The organism is Paracoccus aestuarii (assembly GCF_028553885.1).
In the GTDB taxonomy this organism is placed as follows: Bacteria; Pseudomonadota; Alphaproteobacteria; order Rhodobacterales; family Rhodobacteraceae; genus Paracoccus; species Paracoccus aestuarii.
The window spans coordinates 1,216,385-1,234,964 of the sequence record NZ_CP067169.1 but is presented as its reverse complement, the minus strand read 5'-3'; the positions used below and the strand labels follow the sequence as shown (position 1 = coordinate 1,234,964).

The 18,580-nt window shown below is 67.4% G+C and carries 16 protein-coding genes, 1 tRNA gene and 1 pseudogene; 4 read left to right on the top strand and 14 right to left on the bottom strand.

Going from position 1 to position 18,580, the window contains the following annotated elements; translation table 11 throughout:
* Nucleotides 1-49 precede the first annotated feature (49 nt).
* The 9 genes from nuoF to JHW48_RS06300 all read right to left on the bottom strand — a co-directional run bounded on the left by nuoF (nt 50) and on the right by JHW48_RS06300 (nt 6,552).
* The gene (gene nuoF, locus JHW48_RS06340; protein WP_119885360.1) at nt 50-1,345 is read right to left on the bottom strand and encodes an NADH-quinone oxidoreductase subunit NuoF; all 1,296 of its coding nucleotides are present in this window, start codon (nt 1,343-1,345) and stop codon (nt 50-52) included.
* A 24-nt stretch (nt 1,346-1,369) separates the two neighbouring features.
* The gene (locus JHW48_RS06335; protein WP_119885359.1) at nt 1,370-1,579 is read right to left on the bottom strand and encodes a DUF5337 domain-containing protein; all 210 of its coding nucleotides are present in this window, start codon (nt 1,577-1,579) and stop codon (nt 1,370-1,372) included.
* Entirely contained in the window at nt 1,579-2,115 is a 537-nt protein-coding gene (locus JHW48_RS06330) for a hypothetical protein (RefSeq protein WP_119885358.1), read from the bottom strand. The genes JHW48_RS06335 and JHW48_RS06330 overlap by 1 nt, the downstream gene beginning before the upstream one ends.
* A 44-nt stretch (nt 2,116-2,159) precedes the next feature.
* Nucleotides 2,160-3,077, bottom strand: a complete 918-nt coding sequence (nuoE, locus tag JHW48_RS06325) for an NADH-quinone oxidoreductase subunit NuoE (protein ID WP_119885357.1) — start codon at nt 3,075-3,077, stop codon at nt 2,160-2,162.
* Nucleotides 3,077-4,318 (bottom strand): NADH-quinone oxidoreductase subunit D, encoded by a 1,242-nt coding sequence (locus JHW48_RS06320; protein WP_119885356.1) that lies wholly within the window; start codon nt 4,316-4,318, stop codon nt 3,077-3,079. Before JHW48_RS06320 ends, nuoE begins: the two co-directional genes overlap by 1 nt.
* The gene (locus tag JHW48_RS06315; protein WP_119885355.1) at nt 4,315-4,935 is read right to left on the bottom strand and encodes an NADH-quinone oxidoreductase subunit C; all 621 of its coding nucleotides are present in this window, start codon (nt 4,933-4,935) and stop codon (nt 4,315-4,317) included. The genes JHW48_RS06320 and JHW48_RS06315 overlap by 4 nt, the downstream gene beginning before the upstream one ends.
* 2 nt (nt 4,936-4,937) lie before the next feature.
* The gene (locus tag JHW48_RS06310; protein WP_205961864.1) at nt 4,938-5,471 is read right to left on the bottom strand and encodes a NuoB/complex I 20 kDa subunit family protein; all 534 of its coding nucleotides are present in this window, start codon (nt 5,469-5,471) and stop codon (nt 4,938-4,940) included.
* Nucleotides 5,462-5,827, bottom strand: a complete 366-nt coding sequence (locus JHW48_RS06305) for an NADH-quinone oxidoreductase subunit A (RefSeq protein ID WP_119885354.1) — start codon at nt 5,825-5,827, stop codon at nt 5,462-5,464. Before JHW48_RS06305 ends, JHW48_RS06310 begins: the two co-directional genes overlap by 10 nt.
* Nucleotides 5,828-5,985: 158 nt before the next feature.
* Nucleotides 5,986-6,552, bottom strand: a complete 567-nt coding sequence (locus JHW48_RS06300) for an SH3 domain-containing protein (protein WP_119885353.1) — start codon at nt 6,550-6,552, stop codon at nt 5,986-5,988.
* A gap of 174 nt (nt 6,553-6,726) precedes the next feature.
* On the opposite strand from JHW48_RS06300, the gene JHW48_RS06295 reads away from it, so the two are divergent.
* From JHW48_RS06295 to JHW48_RS06285, 3 genes are all read left to right on the top strand, one after another.
* The gene (locus JHW48_RS06295; protein ID WP_119885352.1) at nt 6,727-7,731 is read left to right on the top strand and encodes a 2-hydroxyacid dehydrogenase; all 1,005 of its coding nucleotides are present in this window, start codon (nt 6,727-6,729) and stop codon (nt 7,729-7,731) included.
* On the top strand, nt 7,731-8,867 hold the full coding sequence (locus JHW48_RS06290; protein ID WP_119885351.1) for an MFS transporter: 1,137 nt from the start codon (nt 7,731-7,733) through the stop codon (nt 8,865-8,867). Before JHW48_RS06295 ends, JHW48_RS06290 begins: the two co-directional genes overlap by 1 nt.
* A gap of 77 nt (nt 8,868-8,944) precedes the next feature.
* Entirely contained in the window at nt 8,945-9,277 is a 333-nt protein-coding gene (locus JHW48_RS06285; protein WP_119885350.1) for an SH3 domain-containing protein, read from the top strand.
* A 4-nt stretch (nt 9,278-9,281) separates the two neighbouring features.
* Here the strand turns inward: JHW48_RS06285 and panB are convergent, their stop codons facing one another.
* From panB to uvrA, 5 genes are all read right to left on the bottom strand, one after another.
* Nucleotides 9,282-10,091 carry a 3-methyl-2-oxobutanoate hydroxymethyltransferase gene (panB, locus tag JHW48_RS06280; protein ID WP_119885349.1) on the bottom strand — a complete coding sequence of 270 codons (810 nt, stop codon included), beginning with the start codon at nt 10,089-10,091 and terminating at the stop codon, nt 9,282-9,284.
* Nucleotides 10,092-10,118: 27 nt separating this feature from the next.
* Nucleotides 10,119-10,964, bottom strand: a complete 846-nt coding sequence (gene panC / locus JHW48_RS06275; RefSeq protein ID WP_119885348.1) for a pantoate--beta-alanine ligase — start codon at nt 10,962-10,964, stop codon at nt 10,119-10,121.
* A gap of 100 nt (nt 10,965-11,064) precedes the next feature.
* Nucleotides 11,065-11,628 carry a TetR/AcrR family transcriptional regulator gene (locus JHW48_RS06270; protein ID WP_119885347.1) on the bottom strand — a complete coding sequence of 188 codons (564 nt, stop codon included), beginning with the start codon at nt 11,626-11,628 and terminating at the stop codon, nt 11,065-11,067.
* 281 nt (nt 11,629-11,909) lie between these two features.
* Nucleotides 11,910-11,984, bottom strand: a tRNA-Gly gene (locus tag JHW48_RS06265).
* 102 nt (nt 11,985-12,086) lie between these two features.
* Nucleotides 12,087-14,948: an excinuclease ABC subunit UvrA gene (gene uvrA, locus JHW48_RS06260; protein WP_119885396.1), complete on the bottom strand. Its 2,862-nt coding sequence runs from the start codon at nt 14,946-14,948 to the stop codon at nt 12,087-12,089.
* 159 nt (nt 14,949-15,107) lie between these two features.
* Here uvrA and JHW48_RS06255 point away from each other — a divergent pair.
* Nucleotides 15,108-18,546: pseudogene (locus JHW48_RS06255) on the top strand (pyruvate carboxylase).
* Nucleotides 18,547-18,580 lie beyond the last annotated feature (34 nt).

Here is an 18,580-nt window from a genome sequence, read left to right as displayed (position 1 = left end):
TTCGCCCGACACGAGCGCGTCAGCGCCCCGTGATATGCCGCCCTGTTGATCATTCCGCCGCCAGCGCGCCCATGCGGCCGGTCTTCTTGGCCTTCAGCCGGTCCTCGATCTCGCCCCGGAAGTTGCGGATCAGGCCCTGGATCGGCCAGGCGGCCGCATCGCCCAAGGCGCAGATGGTGTGACCCTCGACCTGCTTGGTCACGTCCAGCAGCATGTCGATCTCCTCGACCTCGGCCTCGCCGGTGACCAGGCGGTGCATGACGCGCATCATCCAGCCCGTGCCCTCGCGGCAGGGGGTGCACTGGCCGCAGCTTTCATGCTTGAAGAAGGCCGACAGGCGCCAGATCGCCTTGATGATGTCGGTGGACTGATCCATCACGATCATGCAGCCCGTGCCGAAGGAGGACCGCAGCTCGCGCATGCCGTCGTAATCCATAATGGCATTCTCGCACTGTTCGGCCGTCAGGACTGGACAGGAGGCGCCGCCGGGGATCACCGCCTTGAGGTTCTTCCAGCCGCCGCGCACGCCGCCGCCATGTTTCTCGATCAGCTCGCGCATGGGGATGGACATGGCCTCCTCGACCACGCAGGGCGCGTTCAGGTGGCCCGTCAGGCCGAACAGCTTGACGCCCGCATTGTTCGGACGGCCAAAACCCGCAAACCATTCCGCCCCGCGGCGCAGGATCGTGGGCACCACGGCGATGGATTCGACATTGTTCACCGTGGTCGGGCAGCCATAGAGGCCCGCGCCCGCCGGGAAGGGCGGCTTCATGCGCGGCATGCCCTTCTTGCCCTCCAGGCTTTCCAGCAGCGCCGTTTCCTCGCCGCAGATATAGGCACCGGCGCCGTGATGCAGATAGAGGTCGAAATCCCATCCCGAGCCCGCAGCGTTCGCGCCCAGCAGGCCCGCATCATAGCATTCGTCGATTGCGGCCTGCAGGGCCTCCTTCTCGCGGATGTATTCGCCGCGCAGATAGATGTAGCAGACATGCGCGTTCATCGCGAAGCTGGCGATCAGCGCACCCTCGATCAGGGTATGCGGATCATGGCGCATGATCTCGCGGTCCTTGCAGGTCGCGGGTTCGGATTCGTCGGCATTGATCACCAGATAGCTGGGCCGCCCATCCGATTCCTTGGGCATGAAGGACCATTTCAGGCCGGTCGGAAAGCCCGCGCCCCCGCGCCCGCGCAGGCCCGAGGCCTTGACCTGCTCGATGATCTTGTCGCGGCCCCGGCCGATGATGTCGGACGTGCCGTCCCAGTGGCCGCGCTTCTGCGCGCCGGCCAGGCTGCGGTCGCCCATCCCGTAGAGGTTGGTGAAAATGCGATCCTGGTCTTTCAGCATCCGAACAATCCTTTATTCCTGCCGTCACGCATTCCTGCGCCGCCAGATACGCCAGGTCACGATCAGCGACCAGACAAAAGCGCCCATGGCGGCAAGGTCGGCCAGAAAGGCCCATTCCGCCGCCCAGTCATATTCCCGCCCGATCGCCTGAATGGCGAGCCAGATGACCATGGTCGCCACGATCACGATGGCGACCAGCCGCATCTGGCGGGCATCCTGTGCGGGATCGGCCATCAGCCCTGCCCCCGCCGGGCGGCCAGGTCGCGCGCCTGCCCCACCCAATCGTCATTGCGGATCCGCCCCACCGCGCGCCCGATGCGGGCGGCCATGGCATCGATCTCGGCATCGGTCCAGGCGGCGATCTGGTCATAGCGGGTGATCCCCGCATCCAGCAGCGCCTGTTCGACCTTGACCCCGATGCCCTTGATGGCCCGCAGGTCGTCGGGCCGGGGCGCGGGATCGGGATAGATGCTGCGCCCGGCAGGCGGCAGCGCCCGATCACCCCCCGCATCCGGCGCGACCAGATCGCCCGAGGCCTTGGGCGTCGCGACCGGCTGCGGCGCCGCCTCCGCGACGGGATCGGCCATGGCCGGGCGCGGGTCCCATGCGGATCCGTCCATCGCCGGGCTGCCCTGATCGACCAGCCAGTGCAGCATCCCGCCCAGCAGCAGCCCTGTGATCGCCGCCAGCACGATGGCCGCCAGCCATCCCACCTGGCCGAACAGGCCAAGGCCCAGAAGGACCAGCAGTGCGGCGACTGCTCCGGTCATTCGGGTGGAACCTGTCATGGGCTGGCCTTTCCTCTGCTTGCGTCTCAGTCGGTCTTTCCGGTGTCGTCCTTCTGGGCCTCGGCCTCCTCCTCGCGCACGCCCTCAGGCTCGCGCTTGGAGACCGGGCGGGCGGCGGAGCTGGCCTGCGCCTCCTGCTCGGTCACGCCGGTGTCGTCGACCGGCACGTCATCCGACGGGCGCGGCTCGTGCTCCGGGGCGGTGTCGCGGCCGGTTTGGTCGTCGATCGCGGCCTCGGGCTTGCGGCGCCATTTGGTCAGGATCGGCGCCTCGGTCCCGTCGATGCGCTTGAGCGTCTCGCCCAGATCGGCGGCCAGCTGAACGCTGGCATTGTGGCCCTCCTGGCCCTTCAGATCGGCCAGGCTGGTCAGCGCCGCCGCGGGTTCCGAGGCGAAGCGCCCCGTCTGCGATCCGGGCAGCGGCACCTCCCCCGCGGACATGCGGTCGATCAGGGCCTCCAGGCTCTCGGGCGTCAGATCCTCGTAATAGTCCTTGCCGATCTGGGCCATGGGCGCATTGGCGCAGGCGCCCAGGCACTCGACCTCCTCCCAGCTGAACTTGCCGTCGGCCGACAGGGTATGCGGCGTGGGCGCGATCTTGCGCTTGCAGACGGCGACCAGGTCCTCGGCCCCGCAGATCATGCAGGTCGTGGTGCCGCAGATCTGGATATTGGCCACGGTTCCAACGGGTTGCAGCTGGAACATGAAGTAGAACGTCGCCACCTCCAGCGCCCGGATATAGGCCATCCCCAGCAGGGCGGCGCAATATTCGATGGCGGGGCGGGACAGCCAGCCCTCCTGCTCCTGGGCGCGCCACAGGATCGGGATGATCGCCGATTGCTGGCGACCTTCCGGGTACTTGGTGATCTGCGCCTGCGCCCATTCCAGGTTCGCAGGCGTGAATTCGAAACTGTCCGGCTGGACGGGGTGCAGACGGCGCAGCATCAGCGGTCAACCTCTCCGAAGACGATATCCTGGGTGGCGATCAGGGCCGGGACGTCGGCCAGCAGATGGCCCTTGGACATCCAGTCCATGGATTGAAGGTGCAGGAAGCCCGGCGCGCGCAGCTTGGCGCGATAGGGCTTGTTGGTGCCGTCGCTGACAAGATAGACGCCGAATTCGCCCTTCGGTGCCTCGACAGCGGCATAGACCTCGCCCGCCGGCACCCGGAAGCCCTCGGTATAGAGCTTGAAGTGATGGATCAGGCTTTCCATGTCGCGCTTCATGTCGCCGCGCTTGGGCGGGGTGATCTTGCCCCGCGCCATCACGTCGCCCGCAGGCTCGGCCCGCAGCTTGGTGATCGCCTGACGCATGATGCTGGTCGATTCGCGCATCTCCTGCATCCGGCACAGGAAGCGGTCATAGCAGTCGCCATTCGTGCCGACCGGGATCTTGAAGTCGAATTCGTCATAGCATTCATAGGGCTGGCTGCGGCGCAGGTCCCAGGCCATGCCCGATCCGCGCACCATGACGCCCGAGAAGCCCCAGTCCAGCGCGTCCTGTTCGGTGACGATGCCGATATCGACCAGGCGCTGCTTGAAGATCCGGTTCTCGGTCAGCAGCGTGTCCAGATCGTCCAGCACCTTGGGAAACTGGTCGCACCAGGCCTCGATATCGTCCAGCAGATCCGGCGGCAGGTCCTGATGGACGCCGCCGGGCCGGAAATAGGCCGCATGCAGACGCGCCCCGCAGGCCCGCTCATAAAAGATCATCAGCTGCTCGCGCGCCTCGAACCCCCAGAGCGGCGGCGTCAGCGCGCCCACGTCCAGCGCGCCCGTGGTCAGGCCCAGCAGGTGGTTCAGGATGCGCCCGATCTCGCAATAGAGCACCCGGATCAGGCTGGCGCGGCGCGGCACGACCGTGCCGGTCAGACGCTCGATCGCCAGGCACCAGGCATGTTCCTGGTTCATGGGCGAGACGTAGTCCAGCCGGTCGAAATAGGGCAGGTTCTGCAGATAGGTGCGGCTTTCCATCAGCTTCTCGGTGCCGCGATGCAGCAGGCCGATATGCGGGTCGGCGCGTTCCACCACCTCGCCGTCCAGCTCCAGCACCATGCGCAGCACGCCATGCGCGGCAGGGTGTTGCGGGCCGAAGTTGATGTTGAAGTTGCGGATGCGCTGTTCGCCGGTCAGCAGGTCCTCGCTGCCGTCGTCATAGGCATTGGTGCGGATGTCGCCGTCCATCATTTCGCGGCCCCCTTCTCGTCGCCGGGCAGGGCGTATTGCACGCCCTCCCAAGGCGACAGGAAATCGAATTGGCGGTATTCCTGCGTCAGCCTGACGGGTTCGTAGATGACGCGCTTTTCGCCCTCGTCGTAACGCACCTCGACATAGCCGGTGGTCGGGAAATCCTTGCGCAGCGGATGGCCCGAAAAGCCGTAATCCGTCAGCAGGCGGCGCAGGTCGGGATGGCCGGTGAACATGATCCCGAACATGTCGAAGATCTCGCGTTCGAACCAGTTGGCGGCCGGGAAGATGCCGGTCAGCGTGGGCAGCATCTCGTCCTCGCGGACGCTGACCTTCACGCGGATGCGGTGGTTCTGGTACATGGACAGGAAATGCCAGACCACGTCGAAACGCTGCGCGCGCGACGGGTAATCGACCGCGGTGATGTCCACCAGCGTCGAGAAGCGGCACGAGCTGTCGCTGCGCAGGAAATCCAGCAGGTCAAGGATGCCCGAGGCGGTGGCCGTGACGGTCAGCTCGCCAAAGGCCATCTCGGTGCCGACGACCTCGTTGGGGCGGCGGGTGCGGATATGCTCGCCCAGCTGTTCCAGCGCGTCGGTGTCGATATGGGTCGCCATGGTCACCTCACCAGCGTGCCGGTGCGCCGGATGCGGCGCTGAAGTTGCAGGATGCCATACAGCAGCGCCTCGGCCGTGGGCGGGCAGCCGGGGACATAGATGTCCACGGGCACGATCCGGTCGCAGCCGCGCACCACGGAATAGCTGTAATGGTAATAGCCGCCGCCATTGGCGCAGCTGCCCATGCTGATGACGTAACGCGGCTCCGGCATCTGGTCATAGACCTTGCGCAGCGCAGGCGCCATCTTGTTGGTCAGCGTGCCCGCGACGATCATCAGGTCCGACTGGCGCGGGGATGCGCGCGGCGCGGTGCCGAAGCGTTCCAGGTCGTAGCGCGGCATCGAGGTCTGCATCATCTCGACCGCGCAGCAGGCCAGGCCGAAGGTCATCCAGTGCAGGCTGCCGTTGCGGGCCCAGTTGATGATGTCCTCGGTCGAGGTCAGCAGGAAGCCCTTGTCCTGCAATTCGCGGTTCAGCGCCTGCGTCGCGACCTCGCGGTCGGGTCCGGCGGTGTTCGCCCCTGCCATCACGCCCATTCCAGTGCCCCCTTCTTCCATTCATAGGCAAAGCCCACGGTCAGCACGCCCAGAAAGACCATCATCGACCAGAACGCGGTCATGCTGATCTCCTGCAGGCTGACGGCCCAGGGGAACAGGAACGCGACCTCAAGGTCGAAGATGATGAACAGGATCGCGACCAGGTAGAAGCGCACGTCGAACTTCATCCGCGCGTCGTCGAACGGGTTGAAGCCCGATTCATAGGCGCTGACCTTTTCGGGGTCCGGGTTGCGCACGGCGATGACGAAGGCGGACAGCAGCAAGATCAGTGCGAGCGCCGAGGCCATCCCCGCAAAGACGAGGATGGGCAGATAGGCCTGCAGAAGGTTTTCCACGCGTCAGGGTCCCCTTGTCGGTCGCGGGGAACATGGCTGCCCCGCGACGGGTTGGCTGACTGCGATGTAGACCCGCAGCCCGCCGGGGTCAACGGGCGCGGGGCCGCGAAAGCGCGGCGAATTGTTCCGGTCCGGCCCTTTTTCCCGCCCGCCGGGCGTCAGTCGCGGATCTCGTCGGCATCCACCCCCCAGATGGCGGTCTTGGGCACCCAGCCCCGCTGGCCGCCCCCCGAGACACGGCACCAGCCGGGATTGCATTCGTTCAGGCGCAGGATCGCCCCCGCCTCGGCACGCGCCACGATATCGGCATCGGGATTGGGGCGGGTCCGCAATTCCAGCATGTCGGTCGTCACCAAGGCGGTGCGCACGCCCGACAGCAGGGCGTAATGCACCCAGCCCCCCGCCCCGTCGCGATCCTCGACCCGGCGCCAATGGCCGAATTCGGCGACCACGCGCAACGGCATCCCGGCATGGCGAAAGACCCAGTCTATGCGATGCGACAGGCTGGGGCCACGCCGGGCATTGCCCTCGTTCCCCTTCAGGCTGACATAGCGCGGCAGGGGCAGGTTGGTGACGGCGCCGCGCGCGGGTTCGGCGCGCGATCCCTGCAGCTCGGGGACCTGCGCCTGCGCGCCCCCCGCCATGGGTCCCAGGGCCATCAGCGCCACCACCATCGCCCGCGCCAGGATCGTCCTAGCGCCCGTCTTGCCCGCCCCTGCCGTCATTGCCTGTCTTTCCGTTCCTGTCCCATCGGCGCGCGCGGCCTATGGCCGGTGGTCGCGCGCCCTTTCGGGGTCTTGTGCCTGCCCCTCAACGCGGGCAGTTTGCCAAAAGCCTTTCCCGATGGGAAGGGCACGCCGACATGCGCCAGACCCGCCGCCCAACACAGTGAGGTGACCATGCCCGCCAGCCCCGCCCCATCCCGCCAGAAGCTGCGCGTGGCCGTCACCCGCCGCCTGCCCGAAACGGTCGAGACGCGCATGTACGAACTGTTCGACATCCGCCTGCGCCCCGACGACCGCAAGCTGTCCCAGGACGAGCTGGTCGAACTGATGCAGGATGCCGATGTGCTGGTGCCCACGGTCACCGACCAGATCACCGCCGCCATGCTGGCCCGCGCGGGCGAACGGCTGAAGCTGATCGCCAATTTCGGTGCGGGCGTCGATCATATCGACGTGCTGTCGGCGCGTCAGCGCGGCGTGCTGGTCAGCAACACCCCCGGCGTCGTGACCGAGGATACCGCCGACATGACCCTGGCGCTGATCCTGGCCGTGACCCGCCGCATCCCCGAGGGCCTGGCCCAGATGCAGGCGGGCCGCTGGCAGGGCTGGTCGCCCACCGCGAACCTGGGCGGGCGCGTCGGCGGGCGGCGTTTGGGCATCCTGGGCATGGGCCGGATCGGCCAGGCCGTCGCGCGCCGCGCCGCGGCCTTCGGCATGCAGGTCCATTACCACAACCGCAAGCGCCTGCGCCCCGAGGTCGAGGACGCGCTGCAGGCCACCTGGTGGGAAAGCCTGGACCAGATGCTGGCCCGCATGGACATCGTCAGCGTGAACGCCCCGCACACGCCATCCACCTTCCACCTGCTGAACGCCCGGCGGCTGAAGCTGATGAAGCCCACCGCCGTCATCGTGAACACCTCGCGCGGCGAGGTCATCGACGAAAACGCCCTGACCCGCATGCTGCGCGCGGGCGAGATCGCGGGCGCGGGCCTCGACGTCTTCGAGCATGGGCACGAGATCAACCCCCGCCTGCGCGAGCTGCCCAATGTGGTCCTGTTGCCCCATATGGGCAGCGCCACGGTCGAGGGCCGGGCCGAGATGGGCGAAAAGGTCATCATCAACATCAAGACCTTCGCGGACGGGCACCGGCCCCCGGACCTGGTCGTGCCGGCGATGCTGTGATGATCCGCTGGTCGGTGTCGGCCCTGTTCCTCGTGAACGGGCTGATGGTCGGTGCCTGGGCGCCGCGCATCCCCGCGCTGATGGAACGGCTCGGCATCACCGAGGCGCGGGCCGGGCTGATCGTGCTGGGGCTGGGGCTGGGGTCGCTGTGCCTGATGCCGGTCTTTGGGGCCATGGTGGCGCGGGCCGGGTCGCGGCGCGCGGTCATGCTGGCGGCATGGCTGGCGGCGCCCTCGATGATCTGGATCTCGCTGGCGCCGGATTTCTGGACGGTGGCCGCGACGGTGGCGCTGTTCGGCGGGCTGGCGGGGGGGATGGATGTCGCCATGAACGCCAATGCCGTGGCGGTCGAACGGGCGCGCGGCCGGGCGATCATGTCATCCTGCCACGGGTTCTGGAGCCTCGGCGCCTTTGTCGGCGCCGCCGCGGGCGGCTGGTTGATCCAGAGCTTCGGCGAGCTGTTCCACGGCCTGGCCGTCACCGCGGCCTTTGCGGGCGTGCTGGTCTGGGCGGGGCCGCGCCTTCTGGCCGACGGGCCGCGCCCGGGGGCGCCCAAGGTGCCGCTGCGCCTGCCGCGCAGCCCGCTGCCTTGGCTGATCGGGCTGATGGCCTTGGCCGCGATGATCCCGGAGGGCGCGATCCTGGATTGGGCGGCGGTCTATCTGCAGCGCGAGATGGGCGCATCACTGGCCTTGGCGGGCTGGGGCTTTGCGGCCTGCGCGGGGACGATGGCGGTGATGCGCTTTCTGGGCGACGGGCTGCGGCGGCGCTATGGCGCGGTGCGCACGCTGCGCGCCAGCACGGGCGTCGCCATGGCGGGCCTGGCGCTGGCGGGGCTGGCCGAGGGGCCGGGCCTGGCCATCGCGGGCTTTGCCTTGGCCGGGATCGGCATCGCCAACATGGTGCCCATCGCCTTTTCCGCCGCCGGCAACGTGCCGGGCCTGGCCGCGGGGGTCGGGCTGTCGGTGGTGACGATGATGGGCTATTCCGGGATCCTGCTGGCCCCGGGCAGCATCGGCTTTCTGGCCGAACATGTCAGCCTGGGCAGCATCTATCTGGGCCTGGCCGCGCTGCTGGTCCTGCCCTTGGCCCTGTCCCGGCTGGCCGCCACCGCCGATTTCGAGCCGCGCGGCTGATCACGGGCCGCTTTGGCGACAGGGCGTTCCGTGATAGACTGACCCCGTTCACGGTTCCCTTTTGTCGGAGATCTGCGATGCGACGGATCATGCTGGCGGCCTGTCTGGCCGCCTTGGGCGGCACGGCCATGGGCCAGCCGCTGGACGTGCCCTTCGACACCTATTGCCCGCCCGATGCCGAGGCCGCCTGCTTTGGCATGGCCGAGGTGATGGGCCTGAACCCCGCAGGCGACGGCTTTCTGGCCGTCCGCACCGGGCCGGACGCGAACCACCGCAAGATCGGCGAGGTCCATAACGGCGACCGGGTCGGCATCTATGCGCGGCGCGGCGACTGGTTTGCGATCAGCTTCGGCCCGGATCAGCGGCTTGGCTGGGCGCATGGCAACTGGCTGGGGAACTTCATCCCCTGAGGGCTCAGCGGTAGAGCTCGGCCTCTGCCGGAAAGCTGCGGTCGCGCACGGCGCCGGCATAGGCGGCGATGGCTTGGTCCGCCTGCGGGCCCAGATCGCCGAACTTGCGCACAAAGCGCGGCACCCGGCCCGACAGGCCCAGCATGTCGTCCAGCACCAGGATCTGGCCGTCGCAGCGGGCCGATGCGCCGATGCCGATGGTCGGCACCGCCACGGCATCGGTGATCTGGTCGGCCAAGGCCTCCATCACGCCCTCGACTACGACGCTGAAGGCGCCCGCATCCGCCACCGCACGGGCATCCTCGACAAAGGCAGGCCAGGTGGCCGGGTCGCGGCCCTGCGTCTTGAACCCGCCCATCGTGTTCGTGGCCTGCGGCGTCAGGCCGATATGGGCCATGACCGGGATGCCGCGTTCGACCAGAAAGCGGATCGTCGGGGCCATGCGGGCGCCCCCCTCCAGCTTGACGGCCCCGGCGCCGGTTTCCCCCATGACGCGGGCGGCATTGCGAAAGGCCTGTTCGGGGGATTCCTCGTAACTCCCGAAGGGCATGTCGATCACCACCATCGCGCGGGACGATCCGCGCATGACGGCCTGGCCGTGCAGGATCATCATCTCCAGCGTGACGCCGATGGTCGAGGGCAGGCCATGGACCACCATCCCCAGGCTGTCGCCGACCAGGATCACCTCGGCATGGGCGTCGACCAGGGCGGCCATGGGCGCGGTATAGGCGGTCAGCGCGACGATGGGGGTCGCGCCCTTGGCGGCGGCGATCTGCGGCACGGTGATGCGGCGGACGGGGGCTTGCGCGGACATGGGCGGGCCTTTCAGGGGATACGGGGGTCAGGGATGCGCCACGCGCTGGTCGATCAGCAGCACGTCGCCGAAGCGCACGGCCAGCAGGATCACCACCGCGCGGTCGATGCTCTGCACGCGCGAGAGATCCTCGGCGTCGCGGATGTCGATGGATCGGATGTCGGCGCGCGGCTCGGCGCGCAGCATGTCGCGGATCGCCCGGCGCAGCGCCGATACGCCCGCCCCCTGCCCCGCCATCGCCTGTGCCCGGTCCAGCGCCCGGGCCAGCACCGGTGCCGCGGCCCGGTCGGCGGGCGTCAGGCGCTGGTTGCGCGACGACATGGCCAGCCCGTCGGCCTCGCGCACGGTGGGCACGGGCAGGATGGTCACGGGAATGTCCAGATCCGCGACCATGCGCCGGATCAGCGTCAGCTGCTGATAGTCCTTTTCGCCGAAGGCCGCGGCCTGGGGCTGGACGATGTTGAACAGTTTGGTCACCACCGTCGCCACGCCGCGGAAATGGCCCGGGCGCAGGCGGCCCATCAGGATGCCGCCCAGCTGGCTCAGCTGGACATGGGTCTGCGCGCCCGGCCGCCAGATATCGGCGGCCTGGGGCAGAAACACCGCGTCACAGCCCGCCCGCGACAGCAGGTCCAGGTCCTGCGCCTCCTGCCGGGGATATCTGTCCAGATCCTCGGTCGGGCCGAACTGGGCCGGGTTCACGAAGATCGAGGTGACGACCCGCCCCCCGCCCCGCGCGTCCAGCCAGTCGCGCGCACGGGCCACCAGCGTCAGATGCCCGTCATGCAGCGCCCCCATCGTGGGCACCAGCGCGACGCGCCCGGCGCCCTCGCGCCAGGTCCGCATGGCGTCGATGCTGCGGCAGATATCCATTGCGACCCCCCTTGGCGCGGCCCCCTTCGGTCCGGCGGGCACCCTAGTCGCGGGGGCGGGGCTGGGCAAGGCCATCGGCCGCCGGACCCCACGTCGCGGATCAGGCCCGTTCCGGTGCAACCAGCAGGGCCAGCATGGTGCGATAGGGGGTGACGGTGGCCGGAAAACGGCGCTGCGGCGCGGTCAGGCGCAGCATCGCATAGCCATGCGTCAGCGCCCAGACCGCCATCAGGATCTGCTCGACCCGGTCCGGGCCGGTCACCGCCTCGCAGGCGCTGATATGGATCCGGTGCGTGGCCAGCACCGCCCGCTGCAGGTCGGGATCATCCGGCAGCGGCGCGCTGAACATCAGCCGGAACAGGTCGGGATGGGATTCGGCGAAATCCAGATAGGCCTCCTCGATCCGGGCCAGCCAGTCGAAGGGGTCGGGATGGGCGGCGCGGTCCAGCGCGGCCAGTTCGGCATGGAACATGTGAAAGCCGCGCGTGGCGATGGCGGCGGTCAATCCCGGCAGCCCCGCGAAATGATGCGCGGGCGCGGCATGCGACACCCCCGCCCGAGCCGCGATCCGGCGCAGGGTCAGGCCCGCGGCCCCGTCCTCGTCCAGGATGCGCAGCCCCGCTTCGACCAGTCTGGTGGCCGTGTCGGGGTCGTCTCGGGTCATGTTTCACCTACCTTGACAGTGTCAAGCCAATTGAACCAAACAGTCGGCACCCAGACGAACCCGGACAGGCGAAGCCGTGTCGAGGGGGGCTTCGGACGCTGAGGCGATCTGATCTGGGGGTCGGCGTTGACTGCCAAACCACCTTTGTTCCCGGTACATCTTTTTCTGGCAGTCAACGCAGACCGCTCTGAAAAGGATATCATCCGATCACATTAGCATATCCGGTTCCGCACGGGAAACACGAACAAAGGCCGGACCCTGCGGTCCGGCCTTTTGTTTTTTGGAGCGGGCGATGAGATTCGAACTCACGACCCTAACCTTGGCAAGGTTATGCTCTACCCCTGAGCTACGCCCGCACTCCGTACCGTCCGGCGTTTCCGCCTTCGGTGAGCGGTGATCTACGGGTTGCCGCCGGGGGGTGCAAGAGGAAAAAACACCCCCCGGCGAATTTTTTTTCATCATTCCGCCGCACGGCTGCGGGCGGGGTTCAGCATCGGGCCCAGATAGCGCCCGGTATGGCTGGCCTCGACCCCGGCCACCTGTTCGGGCGTGCCCTCGGCCACGATCATGCCGCCGCCGTCGCCGCCTTCGGGGCCGATGTCGATAATCCAGTCGGCGGTCTTGATGACATCCAGGTTGTGTTCGATCACCACGACCGAATTGCCCTGATCGACCAGCTCGTGCAGCACCTCCAAGAGCTTGCGCACATCCTCGAAATGCAGGCCGGTGGTGGGTTCGTCCAGGATATAGAGCGTGCGGCCGGTGGAGCGGCGCGACAGCTCCTTGGACAGCTTGACGCGCTGCGCCTCGCCGCCCGACAGGGTCGTGGCCTGCTGGCCGACCTTGATATAGCCCAGCCCCACCCGCATAAGCGCGTCCATCTTCTCGCGGATGGACGGGACGGCGGTGAAGAATTCCTGCGCATCCTCGACGGTCATGTCCAGCACGTCGGCGATGGACTTGCCCTTGAACTGCACCTCCAGCGTCTCGCGGTTGTAGCGCTTGCCCTTGCAGGTCTCGCATTCGACATAGACGTCGGGCAGGAAGTGCATCTCGATCTTGATGACGCCGTCGCCCTGACAGGCCTCGCAGCGGCCGCCTTTTACGTTGAAGCTGAAGCGGCCGGGCTTGTAGCCCCGCGCCTTGGATTCGGGCAGGCCCGCGAACCAATCGCGGATGGGGGTGAAGGCGCCGGTATAGGTCGCGGGATTCGACCGGGGCGTGCGGCCGATGGGGCGCTGGTCGATGTCGATGACCTTGTCCAGATGCTCGAGCCCCTTGATCGTCTCGCAGGGCGCGGGCGTCTGGCGCGCGCCGTTCAGGCGCAGGGATGCGGTCTTGAACAGCGTCTCGATGGTCAGGGTCGACTTGCCGCCACCCGACACGCCCGAAACGCAGACGAAGCGGCCCAGGGGAAAGTCGGCGGTGACGGTCTTGAGGTTGTTGCCGGTGGCCTTGACCACGGTGATCTTCTTGCCGTTGCCCTTGCGGCGCTTGGCGGGCACCTCGATCGCGCGCTTGCCGGACAGATACTGGCCCGTCAGGCTGTCGGGATCGGCGGCGATTTCCGCCGGCGTCCCCTTGCTGACCACGGTGCCGCCATGCACCCCCGCCCCCGGCCCCATGTCGAAGACGTAATCGGCATGGCGGATCGCATCCTCGTCATGTTCGACCACCAGCACCGAATTGCCCTGATCGCGCAGGTTCATCAGCGTGGTCAGCAGGCGGTCATTGTCACGCTGGTGCAAGCCGATGGAGGGCTCGTCCAGCACATAAAGGACTCCCGTCAGGCCGCTGCCGATCTGGGACGCCAAGCGGATGCGCTGGCTTTCCCCGCCAGACAGCGTCCCCGCCGCCCGCGACAGGGTCAGATAGTTCAGGCCGACATTGACCAGGAAGCCCAAACGTTCACGAATTTCCTTGAGGATCGCTGCGGCAATCTCGCCCTTCTGCTTCGACAGGTGGTTCGGGGCGTCGGTGATCCAGGCCAGGGCCTCCTCGATCGACAACTCGACCACCTGGCCGATATGGTGGCCGGCGATCTTGACGGCCAAGGCCTCGGGCTTCAGGCGATAGCCCGCGCAGGCGCCGCAGGGGCGGTTGTTCTGGTAGCGCTCGAATTCCTCGCGGACCCAGTTCGAATCCGTCTCGCGCAGGCGACGCTCCATATTGGGGATCACGCCTTCGAAGACGCGGGCGATCTCGTAGACGCGGCCGGCATCGTCGAAGCGGAACTTGATCTCATCCTTGCCCGAGCCGCGCAGGAACATCTGCCGGACGGCATCGGGCAGGTCCTTCCAAGCGGTCTTCTTGTCGAACCCGTAATGCTTGGCCAGAGCGTTCACGGTCTGGGTCAGATAGGCGGATTTCGACTTCGCCCAAGGCGCGATGGCGCCCTTGTCGACCGACAGGGCCGCATCCGGCACGATCAGCCGTTCGTCGAAGAACAGCTCGACCCCCAGACCGTCGCAGACCGGGCAGGCGCCGAAGGGGGCGTTGAACGAGAACAGCCGCGGCTCGATCTCGGGGATGGTGAAGCCGCTGACGGGACAGGCGAATTTCTCGGAAAAGGTCAGACGCTGCGGCTCCTCGCCCTCGGGCGCGGCGGTCTCAAGGATCGCGATGCCGTCGGCCAGGTCCAGCGCGGTGCGCAGGCTGTCGGCCAGCCGCGTCTCCAACCCCTCGCGGACGACGATACGGTCCACGACCACGTCGATATTGTGGCGGAACTTCTTGTCCAGGGTGGGCGGCTCGTCCAGCTCATGGAATTCGCCATTGACCTTGACGCGCTGGAAGCCGGCCTTGCGCAGCTCCAGGAATTCCTTGCGGTATTCGCCCTTGCGGTCGCGCACGATGGGGGCCAGCAGATAGGCGCGCGTGCCTTCGGGCAGGGTCATGGTGCGGTCGACCATGTCCTGGACCTGCTGGGCCTCGATCGGCTGGCCGGTGGCGGGGGAATAGGGCGTGCCCGCCCGCGCAAACAGCAGCCGCAGGTAATCATAGATCTCGGTCACGGTGCCCACGGTGGAACGCGGGTTCTTCGAGGTCGTCTTCTGTTCGATGCTGATGGCGGGCGACAGGCCGCTGATGTGATCCACATCCGGCTTGCCCATCATGTCCAGGAATTGGCGCGCATAGGCCGACAGGCTCTCGACATAGCGGCGCTGCCCCTCGGCATAGACCGTGTCGAAGGCCAAGGACGACTTGCCCGACCCCGACAGGCCGGTGATCACCACCAGCTGGTCGCGCGGAATGTCCATGTCGACGTTTTTCAGATTGTGTTCGCGCGCCCCGCGAATCTCGATGAACTTCTGTTCCATGCCTATCCCCCGCGTGACCAAGCGCATCAGATAGGGACGCATGGGCGAAAAGCAAGTTCCATATGCGAACCAAAGCGGAACATGGCCGGTACTGCCGTTAACGCCACCACTTGCGCTGCAATGCGGCATCGCTAAGCTGTCGGGGTCGCAAGCAGGGGGATGGGCATGTTCAACAAGATTCTGGTCGCCAACCGGGGCGAAATCGCCATCCGCGTGATGCGCGCGGCCAATGAACTGGGCAAGAAGACGGTCGCCGTCTATGCCGAGGAGGACAAGCTGGGCCTGCACCGCTTCAAGGCGGACGAGGCCTATCGCATCGGCGCGGGGCTGGGTCCGGTCGCGGCCTATCTGTCCATCCCCGAGATCATCCGCGTGGCCAAGCTGTCGGGCGCCGACGCGATCCATCCGGGATACGGCCTGCTGTCCGAGAACCCCGAATTCGTCGATGCCTGCGCGCAGGCCGGGATCACCTTCATCGGCCCGCGCGCCGACACGATGCGCGCGCTTGGCGACAAAGCCAGCGCCCGGCGCGTGGCGATCGAGGCGGGCGTCCCCGTCATCCCCGCGACCGGGGTTCTGGGCGAGGATTTCGACGCCATCAAGGCTGAGGCCGCCCAGGTCGGCTATCCCCTGATGCTCAAGGCCAGCTGGGGCGGCGGCGGGCGCGGCATGCGGCCCATCAACTCCGAGGCCGAGCTGGTCGAGAAGGTCCGCGAGGGCCGCCGCGAGGCCGAGGCCGCCTTCGGCAATGGCGAGGGCTATCTGGAAAAGATGATCCTGCGCGCCCGCCATGTCGAGGTGCAGCTGTTGGGCGACACGCATGGCGGCCTCTATCACCTCTATGAACGCGACTGCACCGTGCAGCGCCGCAACCAGAAGGTCGTCGAACGCGCCCCCGCCCCCTATCTGACCGATGCGCAGCGCGAGGAGGTCTGCGGCCTGGCGTTGAAGATCGGGCAGGCGGTCGGCTATCAGAACGCCGGCACGGTCGAATTCCTGATGGATATGGACAGCCAGCAGTTCTACTTCATCGAGGTGAACCCCCGCGTCCAGGTCGAACATACCGTGACCGAGGAGGTCACCGGCATCGACATCGTGCAATCCCAGATCAAGATCGCCGAGGGCGCCACCCTGGCCGAGGCGACCGGCCACGGACAGCAGAAGGACATCACCCTGTCGGGCCACGCCCTGCAATGCCGGGTGACGACCGAGGATCCGCAGAACAACTTCATCCCCGATTACGGCCGTATCACGGCCTACCGCTCGGCCACCGGCATGGGCATCCGCCTGGACGGAGGCACGGCCTATGCGGGGGGCGTCATCACGCGATACTACGATTCGCTGCTGGTCAAGGTGACGGCCTGGGCGCAGACGCCCGATCAGGCGATCAAGCGCATGGACCGCGCGCTGCGCGAATTCCGGGTGCGGGGGGTCAGCACGAATATCGACTTCGTCATCAACCTGCTGAAGCACCCGACCTTCCTGGACGATACCTACACCACCAAGTTCATCGATACGACCGACGACCTTTTCGATTTTAAGAAGCGTCAGGACCGGGCCACCAAGATCCTGACCTATCTGGGCGATATCAGCGTGAACGGCCACCCCGAGACGGCGGGCCGCGCCCTGCCGCCCGCACAGGCCCGCGCCCCCAGCCCCCGGAGGCCCAGGCCGCCCCCCCCCCGGCACCCGCCAGATGCTGGAGGAACAGGGCGCCCAGGCCGTCGCCGACTGGATGCTGGATCAGCGCAAGCTGCTGATCACCGATACGACCATGCGCGACGGGCACCAGTCGCTGCTGGCGACCCGGATGCGGTCGATCGACATGATCCGCGTGGCGCCCAGCTATGCCGCCAACCTGCCGCAGCTGTTTTCGGTGGAATGCTGGGGCGGCGCGACCTTCGACGTGGCCTACCGCTTCCTGCAGGAATGCCCGTGGCAGCGACTGCGCGACATCCGCGCCCGGATGCCCAACCTGATGACGCAGATGCTGCTGCGCGCCTCGAACGGGGTGGGCTATACGAACTATCCCGACAATGTGGTGCAGTTCTTCGTGCGTCAGGCGGCCGAGACGGGCGTGGACGTGTTCCGCGTCTTCGACAGCCTGAACTGGGTCGAGAACATGCGCGTCGCCATGGATGCGGTCATCGACAGCGGCAAGATCTGCGAAGGCACGGTCTGCTACACCGGCAACATGCTGGACCCGGACCGGTCCAAATACGACCTGAAATATTATATCCGCACCGCGCAGGACCTCAAGGCCGCGGGCGCGCATGTGCTGGGGCTGAAGGACATGGCGGGCCTCTTGAAACCCGCCGCCGCCCGCATCCTGATCAAGACCCTGAAGGACGAGGTCGGCCTGCCCATCCATTTCCACACCCATGACACCAGCGGCATGGGCGGCGCGACGATCCTGGCCGCAGCCGATGCGGGCGTGGATGCCGTCGATTGCGCGATGGACGCGCTGTCCGGCAATACCAGCCAGCCGACGCTCGGCTCCGTGGTCGAGGCGCTGGCCCAGACCGACCGCGACACCGGCCTCGACATCGGGGCAATCCGGGCGATCAGCAATTACTGGGAACGGGTGCGGGAAAACTACGCCGCCTTCGAATCCGGCCTGCAATCCCCCGCCTCCGAGGTCTATCTGCACGAGATGCCGGGCGGCCAGTTCACCAACCTCAAGGCGCAGGCGCGCAGCATGGGGCTCGAGGATCGCTGGCACGAGGTCGCCCAGGCCTATGCCGACGTGAACCGCATGTTCGGCGATATCGTCAAGGTCACGCCGTCCTCCAAGGTGGTGGGCGACATGGCGCTGATGATGGTGGCCCAGAACCTGACGCCCGATGACGTGCTGGACCCCGCCAAGGATGTCAGCTTCCCCGATTCGGTCGTGGACATGATGCGCGGCAATCTGGGCCAGCCCCCCGGCGGCTGGCCGCAGGCGATCCAGACCAAGGTCCTGAAGGGCGAGGCGCCGATCACCGACCGCCCCGGCGCCCATCTGGACCCGGTGGACCTGGAGGCCGAGCGCGCCAAACTGTCCGAGATCCTCGACGGGCGCCAGATCGACGACGAGGATCTGGCCGGCTATCTGATGTATCCCAAGGTCTTCACAGATTACATGCAGCGCCACGAAATTTATGGCCCGGTCCGCACCCTGCCCACCGACAGCTTCTTCTACGGGATGGAGCCCGGGGATGAGATCAGCGTCGAGATCGACCCCGGCAAGACGCTGGAGGTGCGCCTGCTGACCCTGGGCGAGACGGATGAGAAGGGCGAGATCAAGGTCTTCTTCGAACTGAACGGCCAGCCGCGCCAGGTCCGTGTCCCGAACCGCAAGGCCACCGGATCGGCCGCGGCGCGTCCCAAGGCGGATGCCGCCAATCCCGGCCATATCGGCGCGCCGATGCCGGGCGTGGTGGCCTCGGTCGCCGTTGCGGCGGGGCAAAAGGTGGCGCAGGGCGACCTGATCCTGACCATCGAGGCGATGAAGATGGAGACCGGCATCCATGCCGATCGCGACGGGACTGTCAGCGCCGTCCATGTCACCCCCGGAACCCAGATCGACGCCAAGGATCTGCTGGCCGAGATCGAGTGACACCCGCACGGCGCCGCGTCAGCGGCGCCGCCCC

What these genes read in the sequence shown, in the direction of transcription:
- nuoF (WP_119885360.1), bottom strand. Translation starts at nt 1,345, where the DNA reads ATGCTGAAAGACCAGGATCGCATTTTCACCAACCTCTACGGGATGGGC.
- JHW48_RS06335 (WP_119885359.1), bottom strand. Translation starts at nt 1,579, where the DNA reads ATGGCCGATCCCGCACAGGATGCCCGCCAGATGCGGCTGGTCGCCATC.
- JHW48_RS06330 (WP_119885358.1), bottom strand. Translation starts at nt 2,115, where the DNA reads ATGACCGGAGCAGTCGCCGCACTGCTGGTCCTTCTGGGCCTTGGCCTG.
- nuoE (WP_119885357.1), bottom strand. Translation starts at nt 3,077, where the DNA reads ATGCTGCGCCGTCTGCACCCCGTCCAGCCGGACAGTTTCGAATTCACG.
- JHW48_RS06320 (WP_119885356.1), bottom strand. Translation starts at nt 4,318, where the DNA reads ATGATGGACGGCGACATCCGCACCAATGCCTATGACGACGGCAGCGAG.
- JHW48_RS06315 (WP_119885355.1), bottom strand. Translation starts at nt 4,935, where the DNA reads ATGGCGACCCATATCGACACCGACGCGCTGGAACAGCTGGGCGAGCAT.
- JHW48_RS06310 (WP_205961864.1), bottom strand. Translation starts at nt 5,471, where the DNA reads ATGGGCGTGATGGCAGGGGCGAACACCGCCGGACCCGACCGCGAGGTC.
- JHW48_RS06300 (WP_119885353.1), bottom strand. Translation starts at nt 6,552, where the DNA reads ATGACGGCAGGGGCGGGCAAGACGGGCGCTAGGACGATCCTGGCGCGG.
- JHW48_RS06295 (WP_119885352.1), top strand. Translation starts at nt 6,727, where the DNA reads ATGCCCGCCAGCCCCGCCCCATCCCGCCAGAAGCTGCGCGTGGCCGTC.
- JHW48_RS06290 (WP_119885351.1), top strand. Translation starts at nt 7,731, where the DNA reads ATGATCCGCTGGTCGGTGTCGGCCCTGTTCCTCGTGAACGGGCTGATG.
- JHW48_RS06285 (WP_119885350.1), top strand. Translation starts at nt 8,945, where the DNA reads ATGCGACGGATCATGCTGGCGGCCTGTCTGGCCGCCTTGGGCGGCACG.
- panB (WP_119885349.1), bottom strand. Translation starts at nt 10,091, where the DNA reads ATGTCCGCGCAAGCCCCCGTCCGCCGCATCACCGTGCCGCAGATCGCC.
- panC (WP_119885348.1), bottom strand. Translation starts at nt 10,964, where the DNA reads ATGGATATCTGCCGCAGCATCGACGCCATGCGGACCTGGCGCGAGGGC.
- JHW48_RS06270 (WP_119885347.1), bottom strand. Translation starts at nt 11,628, where the DNA reads ATGACCCGAGACGACCCCGACACGGCCACCAGACTGGTCGAAGCGGGG.
- uvrA (WP_119885396.1), bottom strand. Translation starts at nt 14,948, where the DNA reads ATGGAACAGAAGTTCATCGAGATTCGCGGGGCGCGCGAACACAATCTG.